Consider the following 25,478-nt stretch of genomic DNA (forward strand, 5'->3'; position numbering starts at 1 on the left):
CATGCGGTCCAGTGATAGCTCGTCGCCGGTCGGGCGGATTTAGGTCGTGGCCCCCGAATTCCGAGACATGACGCCCTTCGAACGCCGCACCCGCGCCTGCCAGGACCGCCTCGACGCGGACGAGTCCCTGATACTCTTCCCGAGTCCGAACCTCTACTACCTCGGCGGCTTCCACGAATCCCCCGGTGAGCGCCACTTCTTCCTGTTCGTCACGTCCACCGACGCCGCGTTCCTCGCGCCCGCGCTCTACGAGGACCAGTTGCGGGCGGAGACGTGGGTGGACGACGTTCGCACCTGGAGCGACGGCGACGACCCCGTCGCGCACGTCGAAACCATCGCGGACGACCTCGACATCGGTTCGCGGGTGCTCCTCGACGAGACGATGTGGGCGCGGTTCTCGATGGACCTCCGCGCGGCGCTCCCGGACGCCGAGTTCGGCCTCGCGACGGACGTGCTGTCCGCGCTGCGCGTGCGGAAGGACGACGCCGAACTCGACGCCATCCGTCGGGCGAGCGAGGCAGCGGACGCCGCGATGCGGGACGTGCGCGCGCTCGGCGCGGACGCCGTCGGCATGACCGAAACCGAACTCGCCCGGTACGTCGCCGACCGCCTCGAAGCCCACGGCGGCGAGGGTACCTCGTTCGAGACCATCGTCGGGTCGGGGCCGAACGCCGCGCTCCCCCACCACCATCACGGCGAGCGCGAAATCGAAGCGGGCGAGCCGGTCGTCTTCGACTTCGGGACGCGCGTCGACCACTACCCGAGCGACCAGACCCGAACGGTCGTCTTCGAGGGCGAGCCACCCGAAGCGTACATCGACGCGCACGAGACCGTCGTCGAAGCACAGCAGGCCGCGGTCGACGCCGTCGAACCCGGCGTGTCCTGCGAGGCCGTGGACGCCGCCGCGCGCGAGGTTATCGCGGACGCGGGGTTCGGCGAGGAGTTTGTCCACCGCACCGGTCACGGCGTCGGCCTCGACGTGCACGAGGAACCCTACATCGTCGACGGGAACGACCGCGAACTCGTGGAGGGAATGGTGTTCAGCGTCGAACCAGGCATCTATCGAGAGGGCGAGTGGGGCGTCCGCATCGAGGACCTCGTCGCCGTCACCGCCGACGGCTGTGAACGGCTGAACCACACGACACGCGACTGGCGGCGCTGAGCCGCCCCCGGATTTATATCCCTGACAGTTCGATTTTCGTGCGAGATGGACTCTATCCGCTCGCTCGTCGAACGCGTGGAGAGCGAGGGGCGAACGCTCACCGTCTACGACCCCGCGGACGAGCGCGTCGTCGACCGGCTCCGCGACTACTTCGGCCCGCAGCGCGTCACCGTGACCGTCGCGGAATCCCGGGGCAGCAACGCCCCCGCGAACTTCGCCGTGCTGCACGAGGACGGCGACGTGGTCGCTGCGAGCGACCTCGACGACGTCGACTCCGTCATCGCGTTCGAGGCGGGCATCGTCTCCGATCCCGACTTCGACCGCGACGCGTACCCCGCGGTGCTCGAACACGACGACACGACGACGTTCACGTCCTTCAACAAGCGCAGCATGATAATCGCGTCTCGCGAGGTCGAGGTGTCCGCGTACAACGTCGGACACGGCGAACTCCGGGTCGGCTTTCAGGCACTCTCGAAGATGGAGGACCAGTGGCGCGTCTACACGCAGCTCGCGGACAGCGGCCTGGACGTGCACGTGTACGGGATTCCGGACTGGGAGAAACCCCAGCGCGAACTCGACATCGCGTTCCACACGGACGACGTGCAGGAGGTCCGGGAGTCGTGGTTCGTCGTGTACGACGGCGACGGCCGGGACGCCCGAAAGCTCGCGCTCATCGCGCACGAGCAGGACGACGGGACGTTCCACGGGTTCTGGACGTACGACGCCGGCGTCGTGGACGAGTTCCTCGACTACGTCAACGCGGGCGGTCTCGGCGCATAGGGTTTTTCTCGCGGTCGCGCCAGCATTGGGTATGGTTCCGCCGCTCGCCGTGGATATCGACGGCACGCTCAGCCGCGACGACCGCTCCATCGACTCCCGCGTGCTCGACGTGCTCCGCGACTGGGACGCGCCCGTCGTCATCGCGACGGGGAAGGCGCTTCCCTACCCGGTCGCGCTCTGCGGGTTCATCGGCGTGCCGGAGCGGGTCGTCGCGGAGAACGGCGGCGTCTCCTACGACCGCGACCGCGACCGCCTCCACTTCCACGGGGACCGCGAGGCCGCGCAGGACGTCGTGGACGAGTACGTCGCGCGCGGCCACAGTCCCGGCTGGGGCGAGGTTGACCTGGTGAACCGCTGGCGGGAGACCGAGGTCGCGGTGAGCCGCGACCAACCGCTTGCGCCCCTCCGCGAAATCGCCGAAAAACACGGCCTGCACGTCGTGGACACGGGATACGCGTACCACGTGAAATCCCCTGGGATGCACAAGGGTCGCGCGCTCGAATCCCTCGTCGCCGACCTCGACTACACCATGGACGAGTTCGTCGCGGTCGGCGACTCCGCGAACGACGTGGAGATGCTCGAAGCCGTGGGGACGGGGTACGCGGTCGCGAACGCGGACGACGCCGCGAAGGCCGCGGCCGACCACGTCGTCGCGGGCGCGTACGCGGACGGCTTCCTCGACGCCCTCGACGCGCTGCTGGCCGAATAGTTAACCCCGCGGCGGTCCCCGACGCCTGTATGGACGAACGCACGGGACGGCTTGCGGACGCCCGCGGCGTGCTGGACGCGTCCGTGACCGCCACGGCGCTCCCGGACGGCAGCGTCGACCGCCGGTACACGGTGGAGGACCGGGAGGGCGCGGTGCGCTCGCGCGAGTCGTTCGGCCGCCGCATCGCCGCGGGTGACGCGAAGTCGTTCTACGTCGACCACGAGACCACAGACCCCGGCGGGCAGGCGGTGAACGCCGCGCTCCAGTTTCACGCACTCGGTGACGACGCGCTCCTCGCGGGCCACCTCGACCACGACATTTTCGAGACGCTGCCGTTCGACGCGTATTCGATGGGTGCGCCCGCTCACGTCGACGTCTACGAGTTCGAGTCGGACGCGGTGATGCTCACCGAGGAGTCCACGGGCATCGAGACGTGGCGCTTCGAACTGCTCGAACGCGCGCTCGAATCCCGGCTCGACGCCGCGCTCGCGGCGGACGCGGTGGTGTGGGCGAACTGGGCGTCCTTCCCGCACGCGACGGACGCGCTCCGCGAACTCCGCGAGCGGGATCCCGACGGCGGCGTGCTTGTTCTCGACCCGGGCGACGTGACCGTCACCGACCCCGACACCGCCCCCGGGTTCGCCGACGCTGTCGGCGCGCTCACCGACTGCTACGAGGTCGTCGTGAGCGCGAACCGCGCCGAAGCCCAGTTTCTCGCGGACGCGCTTGACACGTCCTTCGACGACGACGCGTCGCTCGCGAGCGGCGTCCGAGACGCCCTCGGCGCCGACGCGCTCGTCATCCACGAGGTCGAGCACGCTGTCGCCGCCACCTCCGACCTGCTCGCGTTCGTGCCGAACGAACCGACGAGCGACCCCGTCCGCTTCACGGGCGCCGGCGACCGGTTCAGCGCCGCGCTCGCACACGGCCGCGCCGCCGACGGCTCCTGGGTCGAGTCGCTCGCGCTCGCGAACGCCTGCGCCGCCCACTACGCCATCCGCGGCGACACCGCCGACCCCGACGCGCTCCGCGCGTTCATCGACTGAGGTCGGCCCGCGAGAACTCCCGTCCGCACTCCGTACAGCGGTACTCGCCGATTCCCGCCTTCCGCACCGACTCCACGCGCCCGCAGTCCGGACACTCGATATCGAGAACGGTCATACGAGAGTGGAGGACGCGAGAACGGTTAAACCGGCAGGGCGTTCCGGAGCCACGAGAGGATGCCCGGCCCCGCGGACTGCCGGTGTTCCTCGAACACGGGATGCAGGGCGTCGAGCAAGTCCCGGCGTGACTCGAACTCCTCGCTGTCCGTCTCGTCGAGGGCCTCTGAGAGCGCGAGCGTCCGCCCGCTCGCCTCGTACGGAATCTCTGGGTCGCCGGTCGCCGCCGTGATTTCCGACGGCGTCGCCGGCCAGTCGATGCTCCCGAGGTGTTCGTCCACCGCCGCGATACCGAACGCCACCGCGTCCGGTTCCTCCCCGTCGTCGGTCATCGGTGGTCGCGCAGCCATCACCCGGGGTGTCGAACCCCATCACCGAAAACACCACGATAATAAACCACATGCGGCGATATAGGAACTGGTTAGTCTGGAAGTTGAGACTACAGTGGGTTTAGCGGGGCTGTGATGCGTGGTTTCGACCAAATCGATGAGTGGAATCTGATCAGGGCGCTCTCTGAACGACTATTCTTGTTGGTATTCGTCTCGCGGAGGTCTCGTGCGAAGCGCTTGTTCATGCGCCGCAGTGTCGATTGATCCGGAACCGACTCCAACTCTAAGCGTTCACAAAGTTCGGGGTGGCTATTGAGGTACTCGACGGGAGATGTTTCGTGCTGCCATCTGTGGAGTTCTTTCAGCACGAATACGCGAAAGAGCGTAGCCATCTCGTAACGAGTTGAGTGTCTGTAGCAGTCGTGTACCTCGAATCTGAAGTAGGCCAGAAGAATCGAGCAGACGAACTGTTCGAGTGAGTTATGGTTTGGGTGCGTAAACCAGACAGTTGAGACGACTCGAACGTCTGATTCTAACCCACTGGGTGAGGAGCGATCATATAGCGGTGTCGACGCGTAGGCTGGCCACTCGGTGTACGAGTGTTGTCCGATCGTTCGAAAGACGCTCCAGCGCGACGCAGGCTTGCCCTCACGGCGAGCCACTGTACCCCTCGCTCAAAATACCACCCTCGGTGGGGCGAATATGTCGCTCCAGGGAGTTTTAGACCCCACCTGCAGGGATTTGTCGTTGAGACCTATATTTCGAGTGGGGGAACGGGTAACCCCTTGCGAGTGAGGTCGCTCACTGCGATTGGGTAATCATATGCTTGGGTTGCTACTACCGCGAGCGTGGTCTCCTGGTTCCAGCCTGGAATGCGTGAGCAAAAACGCCAGCAGCGTTCAGGAAGAATTTATATTCTGTGATGACTACCGATAAATATGGAGGACGAAACCAGCGATACCGAAACTCGAGACGAGATGATGAGATGTGTCGGAGTTGGCATCTCGCTTGGGACTGCCGCAGGAATCCTTATGCACAACCTGCCGATGTGGATTGCGATTGGTGTAGCGGTTGGAGTCGCCCTCGGGACTGGTCTGAATCGTCGAAATCAGGCGAGCCTCTAACAAATGTAATTAGTCCGAAACTATTACTACATCAATAAATCTGGTGTCTAATACACATTAAGTAGCACTTACCAAAGCTAACTCTCTCGACGTGGTCGGCTTAGTCACACCTCGAGAAGCCGGTACGACAGACTCTTTGTGCCACATGTCAAAAATATAATTCATAGTGTGAAATATCTGATAGGTTCGCGGGACAGAGTGTTTGGATTATCATCGCTGTGTGCGACCTCATAATTTTAGATATGTCTATCCCCTAGAAAATCTATTTGCTCTCTAGACAAAATAGAAATACTTATCATTAGTCTAATCTTCTTCCTATTTGATGTCTAATAAGAAAGACATAGTCAGTAGGCGAAACATGCTGAAAGTGGCTGGAGTGGGTCTCGCAGCGTCTGTTTTCACAGGGACCGTAGCAGCGAAAGAGACGGACAAGAACACCAGACACCCAGACGCCCCGTCCGATGCAGAAGATGTCGGTGCAGGACTCTACCACAGAGTTGAAACGCTTGCTGATGACGACACAGAGCGAACGCAGCGGATTACGTCGTGGGACACGTCAGTCCAACCAGTCACTAAGCAGGTCTTCATCGTCTCCGCAGAGAAAACCAAAGACGGCCTCGGTCCCCTCCAGATGCACGAGGAAACAGATGGCTTCACCACGCAGAACCATCTTGACGGTTTCAAACGCCATTCCTGGACTGAGAATGCGTTCGAACCGTGCAAAGCGTTCACGAGCTACGATCACCGAATCGCGGGATACTCTATCGAGCTCGATGCCGCCCCGGACGAGATCGGAAAAGCGACTATCGCCGCAGGTATCGCATATCTCGCTGGAGCCAGCATCATCTCTGGCGGCCTGGCAGCAGTAGGCGCGATTGCACTCGGAATCATCTCGTACGGTACGTCCAACCACGAGTACTTCTTCGGCACCCAGGACTACGATAACATCTACTTCGGCCACAAGCAGACGATGCACAAGACTGTCGTTGCTGGTGACTGGAACCCCGACCCACACTACACCGTGCAAGTTGGGACCTCGGCACCTATCCACCCAGTCCTCGGCCGATAGCCGGAACCAGTCCGCTCAGGGATTGGTTCGTCATACCATTCCCTTGTACTGTCTCTGTGAGCCACCAGCCATGAACACCGGCGACGCAATTGTGGTTCTACGGAATCCGGGAGGCATCAACGAATCAGTGCGGGGCTGAACCGATTAGCCACGACCACAATTATTCTGGGTTTAATTAGGGGAATAAACAAGGCATGGGTCAGAGCGTTGATGAGGCCGAGCGTCGCTAAGTCGTCGTGGGTGAGAACGGTCACGGACAAGTGGTCAGGAAATACATCCTCATGAAGGGTCGTGGCGAGATTAACAGCATCGCCAGGGATGATACACACTGGTTTGTGGGGCGCGTTGGGCGCACTAGTCAGTCGTCGCGTGAACTTTCTACGAACGAGAGAAGCGACGCCGCCCGTGACAAGATGAATCACCTATTCGCTTAATCTCGATCACACTGGTGAAGTCGTTAATGCCAGTGGCGAACCAACAGTTCACCTCTGGCATATGCATTGAGCGGGCCGGTCGCAACTTCTTGGTTATGCTTCCCATGTCGCCGTCAACACTCCGGGAATATCGTCCAGTCCCACGGTAAGTGGTCGCCGCTGACCATCCGAAAGGTCAACGCGATCCCCTCGGGCTGTCCCTCCGCAGTAGCCACCTTCTCTGACAATGAAACACGAACTGTCTCGCTTTCGGAGGAGGCTCGAACTACGTATTGACCGCTGGCGCCTACGTCTGGCTCTATGCGCCTCAATGAGCCAGGGTCAAGATCGTAGGAGTCCACGAATACGTCTGTCGTTCCGGCCCCGTCTTCGCTGGGTGCTTCCACGGCGAACTCAAGCGTCCGGGGCTGGTCGTCTTCGTTGAATAACCGCACAAAGCATAATTTCGCACGAGACTCCTTGTTGGAACGGCTGAGGCAGCCACTCGTGGTAACGAGACCGGCCGTCGCTGCACCAGTTGCAACGAGTACACTACGCCGGTTCATATCTTACCAATAGTGTTTAAGTGTAAAATCCTTTGGATTATTGTTGTATTCGAATGTATCGGCTCATACTGGTGGGTCGCCGGTGAGTGTCTCCCCTACTCGCTCTGCGGCGTCCAGTACACTTTCAGTAGTCGCGCTTGAACGCGCCGGCGACGAGCAGGGGGAAGACCAGCGTGGCTTCCGCCTCTATCTGGACGTAGTTCGTGTCGTCGTCCTTTATTTTCCCCCAGGAGACGGCTTCCTCGGGCGGCGCGCCGGAGAGCGAGCCGTCGCCCTCCATCCCGGTGGAGATGTAGACGGCGTGGTCGGCGCCGCCGCGGAAGAGGTTCGTCATGATGGCGTGGTGCTTCGGGACGCCCGCGCCGACCGCGATGAGGCCGGTTTCCTCCGCGAGCAGGCCGTGCTCGATGAGCGAATCGTAGTCGTCCAGAATTTCGATACCGACCTCGCTGTCGTAGCCCTGGCGGTAGTAGTAGAGGAAGTTCCCGACCTCGGCGTCGGTGAGCGCCGGACAGAAGATGGGCACGTCCTGGTCGGCGGCGTTCTTCAGGATGGAGTCCTCGTCGTCGAGGGTTTCGCCGAGTTCCTTCGAGAAATCGGTGGGGGTGCGGATTTTCTCGTCGGCGAAGAAGTCCTCGAAGAAGTCGTTCAGGTACTCCTCCAGCCAGACGTACCGGTCCGAGGGGACGAAGATATTTCCGAGCCTGTTGATGCCGCGTTCGCGGAGTTCGGCTTCGTCGGCGTCCCACTCCCCCATTTTGAACGGTTTCGCGGTCTTGATGACGTCCTCGGTGATGGAGCCGGAGGTGGTGATGATGACGTCGACGAACCCCTCGCGGACGAGGTAGGCGACGGTTTCTCGCAACCCGGAGGAGACGATGTTGGACGTGAGCGTGAGGTAGGTGGTCACGTCGTCGTCGCGCATGTCGCGGGCGATGTCGACGGCCTGCGCGAGGTGGGTGGCCTGAAAGCCCGTGGTCTCGTACGAGTCGAGCATCTCGAAGAAGTCGAAGTCGCCGCGGAAGTCGTAGCCGCGCACGTCCGCCGAGTCCAGTTCCTCCTCGGACCCGGGGACGACGTGCTCGTGACTGTCGTCGTCGCTCATATCGAGTAGTACGCGTCGAGCGGCTTGAACTCCCTGAAACTACACCGAGACCGGGGGCATGTCGAGGAACGCGGTCTCGTAGCCCTCGTGGCGCGCGATTTGCGGCGGCGCGTCGAACGACACCTCGACGGAGTCCGGGGGTTCGCTGACGGGTGCGCCGTAGTGGTAGCCGAGGTCGGGGTCGAGCGTCGCGGTCAGCGGGCCGTCGTGGACGACTTCGCCCTCGGCGCTCGCGCGTGCGGAGACGGACGCCATCGGGAGCGGGAAGCGGTTGTACGGCGTTCGCGGGGAGACGACGAGGTAGCTCTCGGACTCGCGACCGCCGAACCGCGCGGCGCTGTCGACGACGAGTACGGGCACTGTCGCGTCGCCGGTCGTCCCCGTTCCGTACAGGGAACCACGCATGTCTTCGGGGGCGTCGAGCTGGTTCACCGGCATATCCATCTCCATCGGGTCGACGGCGCCGCGCTCGCCCGCGTTGTCGAGGGTGCGGAAGGAAATGGTGTCGACGCGCTCGGCGAGGTAGGTGAACTCGAAGTCGAACTCGGCGGTGTCGGGGGCGTCGGCGAGCGCGCCGGTGCGTTCGGTGGCGCCGAACGCGACGCGGACGGTCGCGGTGTAGTCGCCGTTCCGCGGGAGCGCGACGTTGTCGCCGAAGTGGACGCCCATCGGCTGGGAAATCATCGGCCACGGCGACACCGACGGCACGGACTCGTCGCCGTCCGCGAGCGCGAACTCCACGCTCGGGTTCGCGGCGGGCGGGACGAGTCCCGTCTCCTCGTGCCAGACGACGGGCATCACGTGAATCGAATCCTCGCCCCGAATCTCGACCTTGTTCGTCGGGTCGTCGGGGTTGCTGGTGACGAGCCAGAACCGATGGGGATAGCTGTACGTCAGCGCGCACTTGTAGGGGCCATCGCTCGCCATGCCGAACGACTTCATGCCCTCGACGTGCGTCGGGTAGTAGACCGCGTTGGGGCGGTCCTCGACGAGCGGCGGCGCGTACGGCGAGGACTGTCGGCCGAACCCGAGCGCGTCCAGACAGCCCGCGAGTCCCGCCGTGCTCGCCGCGCCAGCGGCCGCGAGGAAGCGACGGCGGTTCACGGCTCCGCCTCCGGGAGCGCGCGCCGCGAGCGCGGCGGCAGCAGGTAGTTCCCGCGACTCACGACGTTCATGTACTGGAGGATTCCGTTATTGTTTCGCTGGCCGACCGCCGAGTCGTCGGCCACGTCCGTGCCGTTCATCGCATCGCGGGTCTCCACGAACTCGCCGATTTCGCGCTGGAGGCTGACGAAGTGCAGGCCCGCGCGCCCGCCGTCCGTCGAGTCGAAGTCGCGCCGGAGGATGAGCGGCGACCCGTCCTCCCGCACGCCCTCCATCTTCTGCGAGTGTCCGACGACGCCCTGCTCGCGCGCCGTCTCCTGCGGTTTCTCGCAGGACGCGACGCCGCTGCTCGCGCCGAGATTCTCGCCGACGCCCTCGACGCGGTCGTTCTCGGCGTGCGCGGGGCAGAACATCTTCGCGACGCGCTGGTAGCGCGAGTCCTGCTCGTACCACTGGTCTAAATTGAGTTCGATGAAACTCGCGTGCTGGGTCGCGCCGCCCGCGAACGGCCCGGACTGGATGGTAACGCGGTCCTCGCTCGCCTGCGCGCCCCGGAAGCCGGACTTGAACCCCATGTAGAGCGGGGCGTCCTCGTCCACCGCGCCGTCCGGGACGCCGGACACGTCGTCGTGCTCGGCGGGGAGGCCGGCGCCGACGAAGCCGGTGCGGCGCTCCGCGACGCTGAAGACGCCGCTCCAGTCCGTCGTTTCGACGCCGTTCGCTTCCGTCTGGTTCCCGCGAAGCGCTTCCTCTGCGCCGAGGAGGGCGTCCCCGCGGTCGCTCGCGAGGTGGAGTATCGCGTCCGGGGTGTCGGCGTCCGGGTCCTCGAACGGCGCGAGCGCCTCGGGCCGCGGGAGGTCCACGCTGGCGGGCGCGGCGTCGTAGCGGTCGAAGTAGGCCCGCGAGTACCCGAGCGTGAACAGCAAGCCCTCGTTGCTTCGCTCGTACGCGCGCTCCAGCGAGCGCAGCGCGGATTCCACGGTTTCGCGCTCCGCGTCGGACGGCGTTCCGTCGCCCGTGTAGTCGAGGAGGAGGAGGACGTGATGGCGGGCGTTCAGCGCGTTCCCGGCGTCGTCGATGGCGAGCGCGTCGTTCCACGCGTGCTGGCGCTCCGGGAGCGCGGAGAGGTCGTCCGTTCCCGTCGGAATGCTTCCCGGCCCGCGGTCGAGGCAGGCCGCGAGCGCGGACGCGCCGCCGATGGCGACCGCGGACTTCACGAACTCGCGGCGCGGGATGCCGCGTCGGTCCTGAGACATTACCTGTCAGTTGGTTCTGCGGCCCTAAGGCGGGTGTGGTACGTTCTTCGAAACCGGGAATCAGACGTGGCGCGCGAACACGTCGTCGTGCAGGCGCCCAGTTACGTCGTCCAGAATCACGCGGAGGTTCTCCGTGTCGAGGCGGTTGTACTTCACGAGGCGGTCGAGCGCGGCGTCGTCTTCTCGTTGGTCGTAGCGCTTCCAGAGCCGAACCGCCTCCCGGCCGTCCACGTCCTCCACGCCTTCGCGGCTGACGCCGAGGTCCTTCTCGATTGACTTGAGGCCGCCGGAGAGCCCGAGTCGCTTGCAGAGGTACATGAGGTCGAGGTGGGGCGTCCCGATGTCGAGGTCGAAGTTCGTCTCCAGGAATGGCTGGTCGAAGCGCTTCCCGTTGAACGAGACGAGCATCGCCGACTTGGATAGTTCGCGCTCCAGGGCGTCAGCCGTGAGGTCGCGTCCCTGCACGAGCGTCGTCGTGTCGCCGCCGCGGTGGAAACTCACCGTGGTCACGTCGTTCGTCGCGGCGTCCAGTCCGGTGGTTTCGATGTCGAAGAACGTCGCCTCGTCGCGGACGTTCTCGTAGAGCCGCCAGAGGCTCCCAGAGGGGAGGGTTTCGGCGAGCGCGTCGGTGTCGCCGTCGTCGAGCGCGCGCCGCGCGTCCCGGATGTATGACTGGATGCGTTCGCCCGTCTTCTCGCCGACCAGCGAGGGGTCGAACTCGTCCCAGTGCGTCGCGCCGTCCTGCCAGAGGCGTCGTTCCGTCGTCTCGCCCACGCCGTCGGCGGCGATGAACGAGTTCTCGATTCGCATACCACGGACTGGGCGGTTCCGGAATTTAGGGTTGACGCACCACGCTCGGGCGGTCCGCGATGACGCCGTCCACGCCCCGGCGGGCGAGCGCCCACGCGACGGCGGGACCGCCCACCGTCCACGCGTTCACGTCGAACCCCCGCGCGTGCGCCCGCTGGACGGTGCGGGTGGCGAGGCAGAGCGCGACGCTCGGGTGGACGGCGACGCAGTCGAGTTCGTCCGCGACGGCGAGGTTCTCTCGGGGCTGCCGGTCGAAGAGGAGCGCGCGGTCGAGCGTGGAGTCCCGGAGCGCGACGGGGTCGAACGCGGACACCCACACGTCGTTCTCGACGCGGTCGGCGGCGGCGTCCACGTCGCTCCCGAGGCCGCGCTCCTTCAGTTCGACGTTCACGTCCACGCGGTCCGGCACGGCGTCGAGCAGCGCGTCGAGCGTCGGGACGCCCGCGCCGCTGTCGTGGACGGAGAGCGAGCCGAGTTCGACGGCGCTCAGGCCTCCGACCGGTCCCGTGCCGTCGGTGACGCGGTCGACGGTCGCGTCGTGACACACCACGACCTCGCCCGACGCCGCGCGCCGCACGTCCACCTCGACGGCGTCCGCGCCGCCGGTTCGCGTCACGGCGTCCGTGGTGTTCTCGGGGTTGACGCCCGCGAACCCGCGGTGCGCGACGAGGCGGACGCCGCGCGCCGCCGGCCCTGGAAGCGCGTCGAACGCACGCTCGACGACCGTCCCGAGGGCGCGACCCAGCATACCCCGAACACGGGCGCGGGCGCTCAAAGCGTTGTCGGCGCGACCGTTCACGGGCGATAAACGATCTGAACGGTGTTCGACGGTCACGACCCTATAACGTCCGACGGTCCCTCCGGATAGCCGTGGAGCGCCGACCGGGTGCGGTCGCCGCGGAACACCCCGGTGCCGCGGACGGCCGCGTGGATGGGTTCGGTCGTCGCTCCACCAGAGGCACGGTGTCTACCACCCTCCGCCCGCGTCACTCCTTCACACACCGGGCGGAGGTCCGATATTGCCTTATGGGTTCGTGTAAGCCTTACCGCTATGGCAGACAGTCCGCTCGACAATATGCTGGCGCAGATGGACCGCGCCCGCGAGTACGTCGACATCTCCGACAACATCTACGAACGACTGCAGTCGCCGGAGCGCACCCAGAAGGTCAGCCTGCCCGTCGAGCACGACGACGGTCACGTCGAGGTGTACGACGGCTACCGCTGTCAGTTCGACAGCTCCCGCGGCCCGTACAAGGGCGGCATCCGCTACCACCCCGGCGTCTCGATGGGGGAAGTCGAGGCGCTCGCCGGCTGGATGACGTGGAAGACGGCGCTCGTCGACCTCCCGTTCGGCGGCGCGAAAGGCGGTATCGTCTGCGAACCAAAACAGCTCTCCGACGGCGAAATCGAACAGCTCACCCGCCGGTACACCGAGGGCATCCGCCGGATGATCGGCCCCGAGATGGACATCCCCGCGCCCGACATCAACACGGACGCGCGGACGATGGCGTGGATAATGGACACGTACTCCGTCTACCAGGGGTACGCGGTCCCGAACGTCGTCACCGGGAAGCCGCTCGAAGTCGGCGGGACGGCGGGCCGCGTCGAAGCGACCGGCCGTGGCGTCACCATCATCACCGAGGAGACGTTCCAGTACCTCGACGCCGACCTGGAGGGCGCGAGCGTCGCCATCCAGGGCTTCGGGAACGTCGGCGGCGTCGCCGCCCAACTCCTCACCGAGCGCGGCGCGAACGTCGTCGCAGTGAGCGACGTGACGGGCGGTATCTACGACCCGGACGGCCTCGACATCGAGGACGTGTCGGCGCACGTTGCGGACGGGAAGACGTTCTCCGAGTACGAGAACGCGAAGCGAATCTCGAACGACGACCTCCTCCGCCTCGACGTGAATGCCCTCATCCCCGCCGCAATCGAGGACGTCATCACCACCGAAGTCGCGGAGGACCTGCGCGCGGACGTGGTCATCGAGGCCGCGAACGGCCCGACGACGTTCGACGCGTCCAGCGTGCTCGTCGAACGCGACGTCCCGGTCGTCCCCGACATCCTCGCGAACGCGGGCGGCGTCATCGTCTCCTACCTGGAGTGGGTGCAGAACACCCAGCAGTACTCCTGGGACCTCGAAGACGTGAACGACGACCTCCGCGACCGCATGACGATGGCGTTCGACGAGATGGTCGGCGTCTACGACGAGAAGAACATTCCCGACCTCCGCACCGCCGCGTACACCATCGCGATGGAGCGTGTCGCGAGCGCGCACGAGTACCGCGGGCTGTTCCCCTGAGCGTCGTTATCGCGTGTAGTAGCCGAAGACGATGATGAAGAGGACGAGCAGGCCGAATCCGCCGACCGCGAACCAGACGCCGGCGAGTTCGGGGGCGCCGGCGATGTTGGGGAGGACGAGCCAGCCGGTGGTGAGGAGCGCGGCGAACACCAGCACCGCGACGTATATTTCCGCTAATCGGTAGATGGCGCGCCCTCTGTCCATATCGACTGTATCCGAGACGGTCACGTAAACCCCGCGGTGACTGTGGCGACCGCGGCGGCCGCGGCGGCCGCCGTGACCGCGGTGAATCTCGAACGCTTTTAACGCCGTACTCGAATACCCGGACTATGGAACGAGTGGACGTGGCGGTCGTCGGCGGTGGGCCGGCGGGGTCGTCGGCCGCCCGAACGGCGGCGGAGCACGGCGCTGACGCCGTGGTGTTCGAGAAGGGAGTGCCGCGCGCGGACCGGCCCGACCTGGGGCCGGATTCGACGGACGCCGCGGGCTTCCTCGACTACTGGGTGGACATCGCGGAACTGGACGTGGACGCGATGCCCGAGGGCGTCTACCAGCAGCGCCTCGACAAGGCGGAGTTCATCGGGCCGAGCGAGACGATGGAACTGGACCGGACGGGCATCGAGTCCTCCTACGACGAGTTCGGGTTCACGTTCCACCGCGCGCGCCTGGACGACTGGCTCCGCAGCCGCGCGGAGGACGCGGGCGCCGAGTACCGTGTCGGGACGAGCGTGCGGAACGTCGACACCGACCTCTCGGGCGAACCGTCGCACACGCTCACGCTCGCGGACGGGAGCGAAGTCGAGGCCGACTACGTGATTCTCGCGGACGGCCCGCAGCGCCAGATGACGATGCCCGTCCTCGACCAGTACCTGCCCGAGGACCGCGCGGCCTCCGAGGTGCTGTCGCCGCGCACGGTGAACCACATCGCCTACCAGGAGTACCGGAAAATCCCCGAGGAGGTGTTCGAGCGGCACAACATCAAGTTCTGGTGGGGCTGGATGCCCGGCGAGACCGCGTACCCCTGGATCTTCCCGAATCAGGACAACGTCGGGCGCGTCGGTCTGACGATGCCCATCGGGATGGACATCGACGACTTCGACAAATCCCAGTACCGCCTCCTGCGGGAGGACGACGAGAAGATACCCTCGGGCAAGGAGTACATTCGACGCCTCCTCGAAGAGGTGTACGGCGACGAGTACGACATCGAGGAGGACTTCCCGATCATCGAGGAGGGGTACGGGAAGTCGAAGGGGACGGAGACCTATTCGATTTCGAGCACGCGCCCAATCGACTCACCCACCGAGGCGAACATCGCGGTCGTCGGCGGCGCGATGGGCACCACGTCGGCGTTCCACGAGGGCGGCGACCACGTCGCGATGCGGACGGGCGCGCTCGCCGGCGAGTACGCCGCCGAGGGCATGCTCCACGAGTACAACGAGGCGTGGAAGGAAGCCATCGGGAGCGAACTCCTCCGGAACGTCGCCATCGCGGACGTGGTGAAGGACTACGGCCCCGACGACTGGGACAAGACGTTCGACGTGGCCCAGCGCATCCTCGAGAAGTCGACGGGCGGGTCGCTCATCAGTCGGAAGACCGCGAGCGTCGGCGTGCACGGCCTCAAGCTCTACCGGAGCTATCGGAAGACGAAGAAGACGTTCGCGAACGGCGGCTACGTCCAGCTCCGCCAGGACGAGTACGAGTACTAGGCGGTACGGCCTTACGTTCTCGTCCCCGATTTCTCGTATGAACACGACCGAGAGCGACCAGGTTCGCGTGTGGCTCGTCGAACGCACCTATTCGGACGATGAACAGAACCTCATCATCCTCACGTACGCGACGCCGGACGGCGAGCGCTACTTCCGGAAGGAGCGCGCGCTCACCAGTTTCGGCGACCACCGCGACACGACGGCCGCCGTGGACGCCGACCCGGAGAACCTCGGGCGCGTGAGTGACTCGGACGAGCGCGAGCAGTACGCCGCGGAGGCGCAGCGAATGCGCGCCGACCACGACCCCGACGATGTCATCTAGGGTTCCTCGAACATCGCGAGGAACGACCAGAGTAGCCGGACGAGGAGGAGGACGCCGACGAACGCCGCGAACAGCGCGAGCGGCGTGCCATTGGCGACGGCGAGCAGGACGATATCGACGAGGAAGGCGAGTACGACGAGCCATCGGCGGATGGAGCGGAGGAGGGCTTCTTCCGACATACCCGGCTGGTCTCCCGCGCCTCGAATAATTCTTGGCCTACAGGAAGGATTCGGCGGCCTCGCGGTCGGGGAGCGCGGGCATCGCGCCACGGGCGGTGACGGCGGCCGCGCCGCAGGCGTTCGCGTACGCGAGCGCGCTCTCCGCGTCTCGGTCGTCGAGGATGGCGACGACGAGTCCGGCGGTGAACGCGTCGCCCGCGCCGGTCGCGTCGACTTCGGCGGCGTCGAACCCGGGGTGGTCGACGGCGGTCTCGCCCCAGGGGGACGAGTCGGTGGTGAGCAGGCCCGCGCCCGCGTCGCCGCGGGTGACGGCGACGGCGCTCGGGCCGGCGGAGAGGACAGCGTCCGCGAACCCGGCGTCCGGGAGCCACGGGAGGTCGTCGGGCGAGGTGACGACGAGGTCGCTCGCCGACAGTGCGCGGTCCGTGACCTCGCGGCGTTCGTGTTTCGACTCCCAGAGGGCGGGGCGGCCGTTCGGGTCGAAGGCGACCCGGCAGTCGTGCTCGCGGGCGCGCTCGACGAGGTCGAAAATTGCGGTGCGGCCCGGCTCCGCGGAGAGCATCACACCGCCGACGACCAGCCATTCCGCGGCGTCGAGCGCGTCGCTCGAAACCCGGGTAGTGTCGAGGTGGCAGTCGGCCGTGTCGTCCCGGTAGAAGCTGAATGAGTCGTCGCCGGGCGCGTGGCTGACGAACGCGACCGCGGTGTCGCGCTCGGCGTCGCGCTGGACGTGGTCGCCGACGCCCTCCGCGTCGAGCGTGTCGGCGAGGAATCGGCCGAAGGCGTCCGCGCCGACCCGGGTGTCGAACCGCGGGTGGTGGCCGAGGCGGCTGAGGGCGACGGCGACGTTCGCGGGGGCGCCGCCCGCGCGCCGCGTGAACGACTCCACCTCGGGGAGCGGGCGGGGGCTGTCCGGGACGAAGTCGACGAGCGTCTCGCCCGCCACCACGACCTCAGTCATCCTCCTCGGGCGACCACGCGCCGCCGACGCGGTCGTACCCCATCAGGTCCTGGCCGGCGTGTTCGGTGAACGCGACCTTCAGGTTCGGTTCGGGGACGCCGAAGCGGTCGCGGGCCTCGTCCATCGCGGCGAGCGCGAACGACCGGCGGCGGTCGAACGACCGGCCCTCGCGCACGTCGGCGTGCAGGAAGAGGAGGGGGCCGGTGACGCCGCGGCCGAGCGAGAGGTGCTGGTCGTCGCGCACGGCGACGGCGACGTGGCCGGTGCCGGTGGCCATGTGGTCGCTGTAGAGTTCGGTGAGGCGGTCGGCGAGCGCGGACGCGTCGGCGTCGGCTATCTCGAAGTCCGCGTCGACGGCGAGCAGTGGCATACCCGGGTGCGGGGGCTACGCCGTCAATAGCCCTGTGGCCGACGACGGGGAGTGATAAGTGGCTGGCGCGCGCTCTTCTGGTATGGACTGGCAGGAAGTGGACGCGCACACGGGACGGCGGTGGGAGCGCGCGGACGGGTACGCGGTCGTCTCCGTCCGGGAGACGGCGGGCGGCGACTGGGCGGTGACGTACGACCGGCTCGAACAGGCGCCCGAGGGCGAGGCGTACGAGCGCGTGAGCGAACCGACGGAGGCGGCCGCGCTCGACCGTGCCGCGGAGTACCGCGAGAACGATTCTCATTAGTAAGGCCGATTATTTTTCGGCCCGAAGGCCTTTGAAGAAGTCTCGTGTTGCGTGTGGTACAGCAATGAAGAACACACGTAGCCTCGTGGCCGCGTTGCTCGCACTGACCGTCGTCGCCGGCGCGTTCACCGGCGGCGTCGCCGCGGCGTCCGCGGCGTCCCTGACGGCGAACCCGAGCGCGGCCGGCGCGACCGCACAGCACACCGCAACCCTCACCGCCGGTTCCACGGTCGACACCTCCTCGTGGAACGGCTTCCAGGTGAACTACCAGGGGTCCGGCGCGGACGCGAGTAACGTCAGCGTCGAGGACGTCGCCGCCATCGGTATCGACCGCGGCGACAACCAGACCGGCGACGCCGTGGACGTGAACGTCAGCGACGACCTGGCGAGCGTCTCCTCGAGCAACAACGGCGCGACCCTCACGTTCGACCTCGGCGGCAGTTACAGCCTCTACGAGGGCGACGAGGTCGTCGTCGTTTACGAGGACGTCGCGAACCCCGACCAGGCCGGGTCGTACAACGTGACGCTCGACATCAACCCGCAGTCCAGCGGCTCGCAGGCGACCGCGACGTTCGATGTCGCGGACACCCAGCAGAGTACGACGACGCAGACCACGACGAGCGGCGACACGACCACGCAGACGACGGCCGACGACACGACGACCGAGTCCACCACGACGCAATCGGCGGACACGACGACGATGTCCGAGGACACCACCACGGAGTCCGACGACTCGGGTTCCTCGGGTAGCACGCCCGGGTTCGGTCTCGGCGTCGGCCTGCTCGCGGTGACGGGCGCGGCGTTCCTCGCGCTCCGCGACTAAGGGCTGTAGCGACTGACCGCGAGGCCTTCGCCGAGCGGGACTATCGCGGTCTCGAACGGCTCCTCCCCCGCTTTCTCCACGTATTTCGCGATACCGGCAGCGGTGTCGCTGGGCGGATTACCGCCGAACGCGTCCCGGAGTTCCGCGGGCGAAGCGGGGCCGTCGAGGACGTTGTCGGCGACGACGAGACCGCCGTCCCGGAGTTCGGGGACGGCGCGGTCGAGCGCGTCCGCGTACCGGGTTTTCTGGCAGTCGACGAACACGATGTCGTAGGGGCCGTCGTGGGCGTCGAACGTCTCGAAGGCGTCCCCGGCCTCGAACGCGCATTTCTCGGCGTCGCCGGTGCGTTCGAGGAACTCGCGCGCTTTCTCGAGGTTCTCGGGGTCGAAGTCGGTGAGGACGAGTTCGCCGTCGGCGGGGAGGGCGTCCGCGAACCACGCGGCGGAGTACCCGAACCCGGAGCCGAACTCGAAGACGCGTTCCGCGCCGACCAGTCGGGCGAGCAGTCGGAGGAAGCGGCCGGCGTCGGGGCCGACGATGGGGAAGTGTTCGTCGTGGCCGTACTCCGTCATCTCCGCGAGCACGGGGTCGGTGTCGGGGTTGCCGGCGCGCACGGCGGCCGCGGCGGCGTCGGTGAGTACGTCGCTCATACTCAGGGCACGCGTGGCGAGGTGCTTAGCGGTTCCGCCCCAGCGGGAACGCGACCCGGTCGGGGTGCTCGCCGAACGCGTCGAGGACGCGCGCGTAGAGGTCGTTCCGCACCCGCGTTCCCGCTCGCGGTTTCACGAGGTAGCGCGCGCGGAGTTCCACCCAGGACTCCTTCTGCACGACGTTCACGGTCGGGCGGTCGTTCACCTCCATCTCCACCGGGGTTTCGGCGAGCATCTCGCGGTAGTGCGCGACGTTCCGCGCCATCTCGTCCCCGAGGTAGTCGTCGACGGTGTCGCGCAGGAGGCCGCGCGCGAAGTCGAGGTCGGTCTCGTACGCGACCTGAATCGAGAGTTCGTTCCAGACGTAGGGGAACTCGTCCCGGGAGTAGTTCGTGACGTGCGCGCTGAGGACGACGGAGTTCGGGACGGTGACGTGGCGGCCGGAGTGCTGGTTCGTCGACACCAAATCGCCGTTTATCTCCCAGAGCGTGGTGACGAGGTAGTCCACGTCCACGATGTCGCCCTTCGAGTCGCCGATGGCGACGCGGTCGCCGACCTGATAGGGTTGTTTCGTGGTGATGTACACCCAGCCGAGGAGGGAGAGCAGGGGTTGCTGGAGGCTGAGGGAGACGGCGACGCCGACCACGCCGAGGCTGACGAGCGCGGGCAGCCACTGGTCGGTGACGACGGCGAGCACGAGGACGGTGCCGACGACGAGGAAGGCGAGGCGGACGACGGCGCGGAGGCGGTGCTGGCGGCGGCGGTCGGCGGTGTGCGCGAGCAGCGTGTCGAGGACGAGCGCGTACGCGGCGGCGAGCGCGGCGACGGCGGCGACCGCGAGCAGGGTGTTCCGGAGCGCGGGCGCGAGGAGGACGCCCGCGAACTCGGCCGTCGCGCCGACGGCGGAGGGGACGAGCGCGGCGAGGACGCCGCAGGCGAGCGCCGCGAGCAGGGACGCGATGGCGCGGCCGTTCATACGGCGCTCTCGGGCGGCGCGCGGGAAGTAACTACCGTCCCGCGAGCCGTTCGACGGTGCCCGCGAGCGCGAGGACGGCGTCCCGGCAGTCAGACCAGTCCGTCCACTCGCGGGGGCTGTGCGAGAACCCGCCCTCGGAGGGCGCGAACAGCAGGCCGGCGTCCGTCACGCGGGCGACGTGCATCGTGTCGTGCGCCGCGCCCGAGTGCAACGCGAGGCTCGACAGGTCGTTCTCCGCGACGGCGTCCGCGGCCGCCTCCCGCACGCGGTCGGCCATCGGCGCGGGCGGCACGTCGAACGGCCGCGAGAGCGAGGTGTCCACGCCGCGCTCCGCTTCGAGGCGGTCGAGGGAGTCCCGGGCCGCGGCCACGATGTCGTCCATCGTGTCGTACTTCACGTCCCGGATGTCGACGCCGAGTTCGACGCGGCCGGGAACGACGTTCGTCGCGTTCGGCGACACGTTCAGACTCCCGACGGTGCCGACGGCGGTTCCGTCCTCGGCCGCGGCGTCGGTGGCGGCGTCCTCCACGTCGAGCACGAACTCGCTCGCGGCGGCCAACGCGTCCGTCCGGGCGTCCATCGGGGTCGCGCCCGCGTGGTCGGCCTGCCCCTCGACGACCGCGTCGCAGTGCGTGATTCCCGTGATGTCGGTGACGACGCCCACGTCAGCGCCCGCGGATTCGAGGCGCGTGCCCTGTTCGATGTGGAGTTCCACCCAGGCGTCCCACGCGCTCGCGTCGAGCACGCCGTCGCCCCGGTAGCCGATGGCGTCGAGCGCGTCGTCGAGCGTCCGGCCGTCGTGTTCGTACGCGAGCGCGGTTTCGGGGTCGCGTTCGCCCGTCGCGACGGACGACCCGAGCAGGCCGGGCGCGAACGACGCGCCTTCCTCCTCCGTGAACGACACGACCTCGACGGGCCGCGCGAGGTCGGCGTCGCCCCCCTGGAGCGCGCGCACGGCTTCGAGCGCGCCGTACACGCCGAGCGGCCCGTCGAAGATGCCGCCGTTCGGCACCGAGTCGAGGTGGCTGCCCGACGCCACCGCCGGCGCGTCCGGGTCCGCCGATTCGGGAACCCACCGGCCCGCGATATTCCCGACGGCGTCCACGCGCACGTCGAGGCCCGCGTCCTCCATGCGCTCTACGAGGTGGTCGCGGGCGTCCCGGTTCGCGTCGCTTCCAGTGAGGTTCGTGCGGGCGGTGTCGCCGGTCGCGCCGAACGCGGCGTTCGCCTCGATGTCGTCGCGCAAGCGGTCGAGAGACACGTCCATGTCCGACGGTCGGACGCGCGGCTCAAAGAGTGTAGTGGAGAGTGGAAGCCGGAGACGGCTTCCGTTCTCAGAGGCACAGTGCCTGCAGTCTGCAGGCAGGGAGAGAGATACGCCCCGTTCGGATACGACACCTGCTTTACTGATACGGGTTTTATCAGTCCAGGCGGATGTCGGCGGTGTCGGCCGCGTCCGCGAGTGCGTACTCGCCGTCCGAGCGAGTGACGACGCCCTCGTGCGCGAGGTGGTCGAGGTGGGCGTACGCCTCGCCCGGACCGTGAAGCACGTGAATGGCGTGCAGGTCGCCGAACAGGTCCGCGCTGACCTCCCAGGGCGTCGCCGGCCCGCGCTCGCGGAGCACGGAGAGCACGCGTTCGGTGCGTTCGGCGTGGTGGTCGGCGATGTCTCGCGCCCGGAGGGTCGGCGCGAAGATGGGGCCGCGGTGGCCGGGCCACGCCCGGTCGAGGTCGAGGAATTCGATGCGGTCGAGGCTGTCGAGGTACGTCTGGAGGGGGCGTTCGACGCGCACGTCCGCGCCGCCGACGTTCGGCGTGTACTTCGGGAGGAGGGCGTCCCCGACGAACGCTTCCCGGCGCCCCTCGCGCTCCACGAGGTAGCCCGCGAGCCCGGCGGCGTGCCCGGGGAGGTGAACGACCTCGGCCTCGTGCGGGCCGAGCGCGAGCGTGTCGCCGTCCGCCACCGGCGTCACGTCCGCGGGTTCGCCCCGGATGTCGTCGTGCGTGTCGAGGAAGTCGAGGAGTTCGCGCTGCTTCTCCGCGGGCATCCCCCACTCGTCGAGGAGTTCGCGCTGGCGGGCGTGCATCGCTGCGCGGGCGTCGTCGTCGCCAGCGACGAGCGGTGCGTCCGCCTCGTGGACGAACACGTCCGCGCCGCTCTCCCGCTGGAGGCGGCCCGCGAGGCCCGCGTGGTCTTCGTGGAAGTGCGTCAGGAGGATGCGGTCGAGGTCGCCGACCGCGTGGCCGGCGTCGGCGAGCGCGCCCGCGAGCTGGTCGTGCACGCCGTCCGTGCCGACGCCCGTGTCCACGAGCGTCGTCGGGCCGTCCCCGGCGAGGAGGTAGACGCTGTTCCGGCCCTCGAACTCGGTGTTCCCGAGCTGGATGTGTCGCATACCCGGGGGTTCGACAGGGGGGAGTAAGGAGTTAGCGGACGCGGAAAAGACTATGTGTGCATGTGACAATTGTTGCCTGATGTCGTCCAACAACCTCCCCGACTACGAGGCCGAACGCGACGGATTCGACTGGAGCCGGTTCTTCGACGAGGCAGACTGGGACGCGCCCGAACACCTGAACATCGCCCACGAGTGCGTCGACCGATACGCCGACACCGACCGGGTCGCGCTCCGGTACGCCGGCAGCGACGGCTCCCGGGAGTCGCTCTCCTTCGCGGAACTCGCCGAGCGCTCGAACCGGTTCGCGAACGTCCTCGAAACCCACACCGACCCCGGCGACCGCGTCGTCTCGTACATGCCTCGGATCCCCGAGCACTACGTCGCGCTGGTCGGCGCGCTGAAGGCCGGCCGGGTCTGGGGGAGCGTGAACGAGCGATACGGACCGGACGGGATCGCGTACCGGCTGGACGACTGTGACGCCGCCGTCGCCGTCACCACCGACGAGAACCGCGACACCGTCGGGGACGCGCTCGACGACGCGCCGTCCGTCCACACCGTCGTCACCGTCGGCGGCGGCAAACCCGGCGACGTCCGGTACGAGCGCGCGCTCGCCGACGCCAGCCCGGACTACGAGGCCGCCGAAACCTCAGGCGACTCGAACGCCCTCCTCTACTACACGTCCGGAACCACGGGCCCCGCGAAGGGCGTTCTGCACGAGCACCGCTGGGTCGCGGGCGTCGCCGCAACCCAGTACTACGCCGTCGACCTCACCGCGGACGACCTCTACTGGAGCACCGGCGACATCGGCTGGCTCACGGGCGTCATCAACACGCTCGGCGCGTGGTTCTGGGGAACCGAACTGTTCGTCTACGACGGCGAGTTCGACCCGGCGGACTGGGCGGCCCTGCTCGACGAATACCCGATCAGCGTGCTGTTCAGCGTTCCGACCGCCTACCGGATGTTCCGCGAGCGCGAGGACGTGCTCGACGGCGTCGACCTCGACCTCCGACACGCGCTCTCCATCGGGGAACCGCTCTCCGCCGGCGTGGTCGACTGGGGGGAGGAGACCCTCGGTGTCACCATCCACGACACGTACGGTCAGACCGAGACGGGGAACATGATCATCAACAACTATCCCACGATGGAACTTCGCCCCGGCAGCATGGGAAAACCCCTCCCCGGAATCACGGCCGCCGTCGTCGACCCGGACACCGGAGAGGAACTCCCGCCGGGCGAGACCGGCGTCATCGCCCAGCGCGGCGACTATCCGTGCTTCTTCGCGGGCTACTGGGAGAACCCGGAGAAGACGGCCGACTGCTTCGTCGAGGATCCGGACGGCGACGAGTGGTATCTCTCCGGCGACCTCGCGTCCCGGGACGAGGACGGCTACTTCTGGTTCGAGGGGCGCGCTGACGACGTCATCCTCTCGTCCGGGTATCGGATCGGCCCCTTCGACGTCGAGTCGTCGCTCGGCGAGCACCCCGCGGTCGCGGAGGCCGCGGTCGTTCCGAAACCGCACCCCGAGCGCGGCAACATCGTGAAGGCCTACGTGACGCTCTCGGAGGGCTACGAGGGCGACGACGACCTCACTGGCGAGATACAGTCGCACGTGAAGTCCGAACTCGCGGCGCACGAGTACCCCCGCGAGATCGAGTACGTGGAGGAACTCCCGAAGACGGTGACGGGGAAGATCCGGCGCACCGAACTCCGAGACCGGACGGAGGACTAGCGCACCCTGTATGGGTCGGGGCCGGTGAGGAACCGCCCCAAGTCCGTCTCGCGGCGGTAGTCGTGGTCTAGCACGTCCGCGAGCGCGTCCACGAACGCTCGTTCGTCTGCGTCCGTCCAGTCGCCGGGGTCTTTCGCCGGGAGGACGAGGAAGCCCGCGCCGAGCAGTTCCTCGGCGTGCAGGGCGTCCGGGTCGACGGGCGCGTGCTTGGCGTGCCGGGCGGTGTACTCGCGCAGGACGTGGTCGATGGCGCGCTCCCCGACCGGAATCAGGACGTGCGCGGTGATGGCGCGGAGTTCCGCGTCGAAGAACGGTTCGAGGTCGCGGTACGCCGCCTCGTCGGGACTGCCGTCCGCGTCGGCCATGTGGAGGTAGGAGAGGTAGAGGTTCTCCACCCCCGGCCGGTCGCCCACGTCCGTGAGTAGGCCGACGGCGGCGAGCGCGCGCTGGAGGCGCAGGCCGCGCTCCGCGCCCGTGAACGGCACGCCGGTGTCCGCGCCGCCGTGAACGCCGGGGTGGTCGCCGACGACGTGGAAGTCGGCGTTCGCGTCCCCGTACCCGGGAACCGGCGTCTCCCGCGGCGGATTCATCCCGAAGGGGTTGCTCGTGCGGTCGGTGACGTTCTCCACGGGTTCCGTAGTCGATTCGAGAATAAAACGAGTGCGGGTGTCAGTCCGCGTCCGCGACGACCCGCATGGTCGCGACGCTCCCCACGTAGGACGGATAGGCGGCTATCGCCGCGGCGGCGAGCACGCCGAGCACGCCCGCGTTCGTTGCGAGTGCCGTGAGCGGGATGGACGCGACCGCGGCGACGCCGAGGTAGCGCAGGCCGAACGACCGGTACTCGCGGGAGTCGAGCGCGAGCCGGTAGCTCCCCGCGAGGGCGTCGGTCGCGGAGCGGTCGAGCACGACGAGGTAGGGCGCGCCGTAGAGCAGGTAGGTCACGAGGAGCGCGGCCGGGAACGCGAGGACGACGAACGCGGGCGAGACGAGCGCCGGGAGGAACGCGAGAATCGCGGCGGCAGCCGTCACGACCTGCACCGCGAGCATCGGGAGCGCGTGTTCGACCGCCGCGTCCACGCCGCCCAGAGTCGCGTGGTCGAGGGTGGTCGCGATGCCGCCGAGGTAGCCGGCGGTGACGGCCGCGGTGAGGAGGAACCAGCCCGCGGCGACGCCGAG

The 25,478-nt window shown here is 67.5% G+C and carries 29 protein-coding genes and 1 pseudogene; 12 read left to right on the top strand and 18 right to left on the bottom strand.

Features of this window, described 5'->3' with window-relative positions; all coding sequences use genetic code 11:
* Positions 1-67: 67 nt before the first annotated feature.
* Genes U3A55_RS15020 through U3A55_RS15035 form a run of 4 tightly spaced genes read left to right on the top strand, consistent with a single transcriptional unit; the run spans position 68 to position 3,697 of the window.
* Positions 68-1,162 carry a M24 family metallopeptidase gene (locus U3A55_RS15020; RefSeq protein ID WP_330992309.1) on the top strand — a complete coding sequence of 365 codons (1,095 nt, stop codon included), beginning with the start codon at positions 68-70 and terminating at the stop codon, positions 1,160-1,162.
* Between the two features lie 45 nt (positions 1,163-1,207).
* The gene (locus tag U3A55_RS15025; protein ID WP_330992310.1) at positions 1,208-1,942 is read left to right on the top strand and encodes a DICT sensory domain-containing protein; all 735 of its coding nucleotides are present in this window, start codon (positions 1,208-1,210) and stop codon (positions 1,940-1,942) included.
* Between the two features lie 31 nt (positions 1,943-1,973).
* Complete coding sequence (locus U3A55_RS15030; RefSeq protein WP_330992311.1) at positions 1,974-2,651, top strand: phosphoglycolate phosphatase; 678 nt, start codon at positions 1,974-1,976, stop codon at positions 2,649-2,651.
* Between the two features lie 29 nt (positions 2,652-2,680).
* Positions 2,681-3,697 carry a PfkB family carbohydrate kinase gene (locus tag U3A55_RS15035; protein WP_330992312.1) on the top strand — a complete coding sequence of 339 codons (1,017 nt, stop codon included), beginning with the start codon at positions 2,681-2,683 and terminating at the stop codon, positions 3,695-3,697.
* Here the strand turns inward: U3A55_RS15035 and U3A55_RS15040 are convergent.
* Complete coding sequence (locus tag U3A55_RS15040; RefSeq protein WP_330992313.1) at positions 3,687-3,812, bottom strand: hypothetical protein; 126 nt, start codon at positions 3,810-3,812, stop codon at positions 3,687-3,689. The genes U3A55_RS15035 and U3A55_RS15040 overlap by 11 nt on opposite strands.
* Before the next feature lie 25 nt (positions 3,813-3,837).
* Entirely contained in the window at positions 3,838-4,161 is a 324-nt protein-coding gene (locus U3A55_RS15045; RefSeq protein ID WP_330992314.1) for a DUF5789 family protein, read from the bottom strand.
* 917 nt (positions 4,162-5,078) lie between these two features.
* Between U3A55_RS15045 and U3A55_RS15050 the strand changes: the two genes are divergently transcribed.
* A complete protein-coding gene (locus U3A55_RS15050; RefSeq protein WP_330992315.1) occupies positions 5,079-5,264 on the top strand; it encodes a hypothetical protein in 186 nt (61 codons plus the stop codon).
* Positions 5,265-5,586: 322 nt separating this feature from the next.
* Positions 5,587-6,333 (top strand): hypothetical protein, encoded by a 747-nt coding sequence (locus tag U3A55_RS15055; protein WP_330992316.1) that lies wholly within the window; start codon positions 5,587-5,589, stop codon positions 6,331-6,333.
* A 547-nt stretch (positions 6,334-6,880) separates the two neighbouring features.
* Here U3A55_RS15055 and U3A55_RS15060 read toward each other — a convergent pair.
* The 6 genes from U3A55_RS15060 to U3A55_RS15085 all read right to left on the bottom strand — a co-directional run bounded on the left by U3A55_RS15060 (position 6,881) and on the right by U3A55_RS15085 (position 12,335).
* Positions 6,881-7,312, bottom strand: a complete 432-nt coding sequence (locus tag U3A55_RS15060; protein WP_330992317.1) for a hypothetical protein — start codon at positions 7,310-7,312, stop codon at positions 6,881-6,883.
* A 124-nt stretch (positions 7,313-7,436) separates the two neighbouring features.
* On the bottom strand, positions 7,437-8,417 hold the full coding sequence (locus U3A55_RS15065; protein ID WP_330992318.1) for a deoxyhypusine synthase: 981 nt from the start codon (positions 8,415-8,417) through the stop codon (positions 7,437-7,439).
* Positions 8,418-8,456: 39 nt separating this feature from the next.
* Positions 8,457-9,521 carry a DUF7350 domain-containing protein gene (locus U3A55_RS15070; protein WP_330992319.1) on the bottom strand — a complete coding sequence of 355 codons (1,065 nt, stop codon included), beginning with the start codon at positions 9,519-9,521 and terminating at the stop codon, positions 8,457-8,459.
* The gene (locus U3A55_RS15075; protein WP_330992320.1) at positions 9,518-10,777 is read right to left on the bottom strand and encodes a DUF7405 family protein; all 1,260 of its coding nucleotides are present in this window, start codon (positions 10,775-10,777) and stop codon (positions 9,518-9,520) included. Before U3A55_RS15075 ends, U3A55_RS15070 begins: the two co-directional genes overlap by 4 nt.
* Positions 10,778-10,837: 60 nt before the next feature.
* Positions 10,838-11,587 carry a ribonuclease H-like domain-containing protein gene (locus U3A55_RS15080; RefSeq protein WP_330992321.1) on the bottom strand — a complete coding sequence of 250 codons (750 nt, stop codon included), beginning with the start codon at positions 11,585-11,587 and terminating at the stop codon, positions 10,838-10,840.
* Between the two features lie 25 nt (positions 11,588-11,612).
* Positions 11,613-12,335, bottom strand: coding sequence for a glycerophosphodiester phosphodiesterase (locus U3A55_RS15085; protein WP_330992322.1), 723 nt, complete (start codon positions 12,333-12,335; stop codon positions 11,613-11,615).
* A 303-nt stretch (positions 12,336-12,638) separates the two neighbouring features.
* Here U3A55_RS15085 and U3A55_RS15090 point away from each other — a divergent pair, with 303 nt between their 5' ends.
* Entirely contained in the window at positions 12,639-13,886 is a 1,248-nt protein-coding gene (locus U3A55_RS15090; RefSeq protein ID WP_330992323.1) for a Glu/Leu/Phe/Val family dehydrogenase, read from the top strand.
* 6 nt (positions 13,887-13,892) lie between these two features.
* Here the strand turns inward: U3A55_RS15090 and U3A55_RS15095 are convergent, their stop codons facing one another.
* A complete protein-coding gene (locus U3A55_RS15095) occupies positions 13,893-14,090 on the bottom strand; it encodes a hypothetical protein (protein WP_330992324.1) in 198 nt (65 codons plus the stop codon).
* Positions 14,091-14,215: 125 nt separating this feature from the next.
* On the opposite strand from U3A55_RS15095, the gene U3A55_RS15100 reads away from it, so the two are divergent.
* Positions 14,216-15,592, top strand: a complete 1,377-nt coding sequence (locus tag U3A55_RS15100; RefSeq protein ID WP_330992325.1) for an NAD(P)/FAD-dependent oxidoreductase — start codon at positions 14,216-14,218, stop codon at positions 15,590-15,592.
* 37 nt (positions 15,593-15,629) lie between these two features.
* Entirely contained in the window at positions 15,630-15,914 is a 285-nt protein-coding gene (locus U3A55_RS15105) for a hypothetical protein (RefSeq protein ID WP_330992326.1), read from the top strand.
* Here U3A55_RS15105 and U3A55_RS15110 read toward each other — a convergent pair.
* Genes U3A55_RS15110 through U3A55_RS15120 form a run of 3 tightly spaced genes read right to left on the bottom strand, consistent with a single transcriptional unit; the run spans position 15,911 to position 17,424 of the window.
* Entirely contained in the window at positions 15,911-16,093 is a 183-nt protein-coding gene (locus U3A55_RS15110; protein WP_330992327.1) for a hypothetical protein, read from the bottom strand. The genes U3A55_RS15105 and U3A55_RS15110 overlap by 4 nt on opposite strands.
* 37 nt (positions 16,094-16,130) lie before the next feature.
* Positions 16,131-17,054, bottom strand: a complete 924-nt coding sequence (locus tag U3A55_RS15115; protein WP_330992328.1) for a carbohydrate kinase family protein — start codon at positions 17,052-17,054, stop codon at positions 16,131-16,133.
* Positions 17,047-17,424 carry a tautomerase gene (locus U3A55_RS15120; protein ID WP_330992329.1) on the bottom strand — a complete coding sequence of 126 codons (378 nt, stop codon included), beginning with the start codon at positions 17,422-17,424 and terminating at the stop codon, positions 17,047-17,049. Before U3A55_RS15120 ends, U3A55_RS15115 begins: the two co-directional genes overlap by 8 nt.
* A gap of 82 nt (positions 17,425-17,506) precedes the next feature.
* Between U3A55_RS15120 and U3A55_RS15125 the strand changes: the two genes are divergently transcribed.
* Both U3A55_RS15125 and U3A55_RS15130 read left to right on the top strand, forming a co-directional pair.
* Positions 17,507-17,728: a DUF7543 family protein gene (locus tag U3A55_RS15125; RefSeq protein WP_330992330.1), complete on the top strand. Its 222-nt coding sequence runs from the start codon at positions 17,507-17,509 to the stop codon at positions 17,726-17,728.
* 64 nt (positions 17,729-17,792) lie between these two features.
* A complete protein-coding gene (locus tag U3A55_RS15130; protein ID WP_330992331.1) occupies positions 17,793-18,551 on the top strand; it encodes a hypothetical protein in 759 nt (252 codons plus the stop codon).
* Here U3A55_RS15130 and U3A55_RS15135 read toward each other — a convergent pair.
* From U3A55_RS15135 to U3A55_RS15150, 4 genes are all read right to left on the bottom strand, one after another.
* Positions 18,548-19,201, bottom strand: coding sequence for an O-methyltransferase (locus tag U3A55_RS15135; RefSeq protein WP_330992332.1), 654 nt, complete (start codon positions 19,199-19,201; stop codon positions 18,548-18,550). The two genes, U3A55_RS15130 and U3A55_RS15135, sit on opposite strands and share 4 nt — an antisense overlap.
* Positions 19,202-19,226: 25 nt before the next feature.
* A complete protein-coding gene (locus U3A55_RS15140; protein ID WP_330992333.1) occupies positions 19,227-20,177 on the bottom strand; it encodes a mechanosensitive ion channel family protein in 951 nt (316 codons plus the stop codon).
* A gap of 31 nt (positions 20,178-20,208) precedes the next feature.
* Complete coding sequence (locus tag U3A55_RS15145; RefSeq protein ID WP_330992334.1) at positions 20,209-21,444, bottom strand: M20 family metallo-hydrolase; 1,236 nt, start codon at positions 21,442-21,444, stop codon at positions 20,209-20,211.
* A 154-nt stretch (positions 21,445-21,598) separates the two neighbouring features.
* Positions 21,599-22,570 (bottom strand): MBL fold metallo-hydrolase, encoded by a 972-nt coding sequence (locus U3A55_RS15150; protein ID WP_330992335.1) that lies wholly within the window; start codon positions 22,568-22,570, stop codon positions 21,599-21,601.
* 79 nt (positions 22,571-22,649) lie between these two features.
* Between U3A55_RS15150 and U3A55_RS15155 the strand changes: the two genes are divergently transcribed.
* Positions 22,650-24,299 (top strand): acyl-CoA synthetase, encoded by a 1,650-nt coding sequence (locus U3A55_RS15155; protein WP_330992336.1) that lies wholly within the window; start codon positions 22,650-22,652, stop codon positions 24,297-24,299.
* On the opposite strand, the gene U3A55_RS15160 is transcribed toward U3A55_RS15155, so the two are convergent.
* Both U3A55_RS15160 and U3A55_RS15165 read right to left on the bottom strand, forming a co-directional pair.
* On the bottom strand, positions 24,296-24,928 hold the full coding sequence (locus U3A55_RS15160) for a uracil-DNA glycosylase family protein (RefSeq protein ID WP_330992337.1): 633 nt from the start codon (positions 24,926-24,928) through the stop codon (positions 24,296-24,298). The genes U3A55_RS15155 and U3A55_RS15160 overlap by 4 nt on opposite strands.
* A gap of 40 nt (positions 24,929-24,968) precedes the next feature.
* Positions 24,969-25,478, bottom strand: a pseudogene (locus U3A55_RS15165) (hypothetical protein); the annotation flags it as partial.

The sequence above is a fragment of the Salarchaeum sp. III genome, from assembly GCF_036418315.1.
GTDB lineage: Archaea > Halobacteriota > Halobacteria > Halobacteriales > Halobacteriaceae > Salarchaeum.